Source organism: Levilactobacillus koreensis JCM 16448, from assembly GCF_001435525.1.
Taxonomy (GTDB): Bacteria; Bacillota; Bacilli; order Lactobacillales; family Lactobacillaceae; genus Levilactobacillus; species Levilactobacillus koreensis.
The window spans coordinates 1-2,287 of sequence record NZ_AZDP01000063.1 but is presented as its reverse complement, the minus strand read 5'-3'; the positions used below and the strand labels follow the sequence as shown (position 1 = coordinate 2,287).

Genomic DNA, 2,287 nt, shown 5'->3' with positions numbered 1-2,287 from the left:
GTAAGCACCCAATAATTGACCGTCTAGGATTGGCGGCAAATCCACGATATGATAGTCTCATCAAATAAAATTGGTGAGGTTCTTATTATGGACAAACAGGATATCGTTCAAATCAAAATGCCGTATGAGGCTGCTAGAACAACGGCAGTTGTTCCCAGCCGGGCAGTTCAACTGAAAATTGGCAAGAATAAGTCAGTAATCATCTACAATAAAGCCAATGGTTATATTGTGGAAACCGTGCTTAAGGCGGTGTTCCACGATGCTCATTGATTCAACCAGGGTTAGACAAATATTCATTGTATGTGGAAAAACTGACCTACGTCGTGGAATCGATGGATTAGCGGCGATTGTTCAAGAGCAATTTAATCTGGATCCGTACAGCCAAGCGTTGTATTTGTTTTGCGGTACTAGGAAGGATCGGTTCAAGGCCCTTTATTGGGACGGCGACGGTTTTCTCCTTATGTATAAACGACTTGAGAATGGCCGGATTCAGTGGCCGACCAATCAAGATGCCATTCGTAAACTGAATCTCAAACAATTAAACCGTCTGTTGAGCGGGTGGTCGCTTGACGCGACCATCCATAAAATAAGGCCGCCAAGACGTGCAAGTATGACCACGGAAAGATAGCTATTTATTTGAGGAAGGCTATGGTAAACTCAAAAATAATTAGTATTGAATGGTGGGATAGCCAATGACTTCTGAACAAGAACAAATCGCTATGTTGACTCAAAAGGTGAAAGAACAAGCTGAAATTATCGATTACCTGACGAGAAAACTCTTCGGCAAGAAAGCAGAACAAATCGATCCAGATCAGTTATCGCTTTTGGACGAGGATGATGGTGTTTTTACCGAGCCAGAGCAAACTGGCGAAGAAAACCAAACAGATCAAGTACAGTCAACGAAAAAACGCAAAAAAACGCGCAAAGAAGTCTTAAGTGCCGACTTACCGGTTCGTAAGACTATCGTTGATGTTGAGACTAAGCAGTGTCCTCACGGACACTGCTTAGTTTCTGTAGGCACAAAGTTTGTTCGTCAGGAGCTTCACTTCCGGCCAGCACAACTGTTTGTCGAAGAAGTTTACGCGAAAACCTATAAGTGCGAGAAATGTGAAGTCATTGGTGGTTTAGCTAAGATGATTCAAGCACGAGCACCTAAACCATTAATCCCACATAGCTTGGGTTCGGCATCATTGATAACCGAAATCATTCATCAGAAGTTTGAACAAGGAGTCCCTCTTTATCGTCAGTTAAAGGATTGGCGACGGTTAGGCGTTAGCTTAACGGAGACGACCCTATCTAACTGGATAATCAAGACGAGTGAGTTAGTAAAACCAGTATATAACCTGATTCGGAAATCATTGATGGCCCAAGATTATCTGCAAGGTGATGAGACACCGATTCAGGTTCTAAGAGAACCCGGGAAAAAGGCTACTTCAAAATCTTATATGTGGGTAGCAAGATCAACTCAGAAGGCTCTAGTCCAAGCAGTATTGTATGCTTATGGAGATACACGTTCAGGTGCATTTGCCCAGAACCTCTACCGAGGTTTTACTGGGGTTCTTCAATGCGACGGCTATGCCGGCTACAACTACTTAGAAGACTCGGTTGTTCGAGTTGGTTGCTTTGCCCATGTTCGGCGAAAGTTCTATGATGCGGCGAACATTAATGGCAAAATCAAAATGAGCCAGCCACTAAAGCTATTGGATGAAATGTTTGCGCTTGAACGAAAGTGGCAACACCATTCTCCTCGCTCTAGAAAGCGCAGTCGAAAGAAGCAACTCCGGAAACTTCTTCGTAAGTTCTGGAGATGGATTGATCAAGCTGATGAACTGCCCAAAAGTCGATTAGGGAAAGCCATTATTTACGCACAAAACCAACGAATGGCATTGAACAGAATCCTTGATCACGGTGAATTTGATTTTAGTAACAACGCTGCCGAACGTAATATGAAGAGTCTAGTGATTGGTCGAAAGAACTGGTTGTTCAGTACTAGCCAAGCTGGAGCGGAAGCTACAGCCATTTGGATGACTCTAATTGAGTCGGCTAAGGCAAGTGGTAATAATCCTCAAGACTATATTCGATATCTTTTAGAAAACATGCCACAACTACCGGAGTTCGCAAGAGAATCGGAACTAATGGCTTATTTACCATGGAATTTTATTGGTAACTCTCAATTAAATACAGCAGCCGCTTAAAACATGGAAATAAGAATGGCGCCCTCAAAACTCGAGGACGCCATTCTTATTTTTAGTCTAAAATTCAATACGGTCAGTTATTGGGTGCTTAC

General features: G+C 42.9%; 3 protein-coding genes. All 3 read left to right on the top strand.

Annotated features, from left to right (window positions below):
• Positions 1-87: 87 nt before the first annotated feature.
• The 3 genes from FC99_RS05195 (at position 88) to tnpC (ending at position 2,195) form a co-directional block, all read left to right on the top strand.
• Positions 88-270: a hypothetical protein gene (locus FC99_RS05195; RefSeq protein ID WP_048732280.1), complete on the top strand. Its 183-nt coding sequence runs from the start codon at positions 88-90 to the stop codon at positions 268-270.
• A complete protein-coding gene (gene tnpB / locus FC99_RS05190; protein ID WP_337588895.1) occupies positions 218-628 on the top strand; it encodes an IS66 family insertion sequence element accessory protein TnpB in 411 nt (136 codons plus the stop codon). The genes FC99_RS05195 and tnpB overlap by 53 nt, the downstream gene beginning before the upstream one ends.
• Before the next feature lie 64 nt (positions 629-692).
• Entirely contained in the window at positions 693-2,195 is a 1,503-nt protein-coding gene (gene tnpC / locus FC99_RS05185) for an IS66 family transposase (protein ID WP_048732276.1), read from the top strand.
• The last annotated feature ends 92 nt before the right edge of the window (positions 2,196-2,287 follow it).

What these genes read in the sequence shown, in the direction of transcription:
- tnpB (WP_337588895.1), top strand. Translation starts at nt 218, where the DNA reads ATGGTTATATTGTGGAAACCGTGCTTAAGGCGGTGTTCCACGATGCTC.
- tnpC (WP_048732276.1), top strand. Translation starts at nt 693, where the DNA reads ATGACTTCTGAACAAGAACAAATCGCTATGTTGACTCAAAAGGTGAAA.
- FC99_RS05195 (WP_048732280.1), top strand. Translation starts at nt 88, where the DNA reads ATGGACAAACAGGATATCGTTCAAATCAAAATGCCGTATGAGGCTGCT.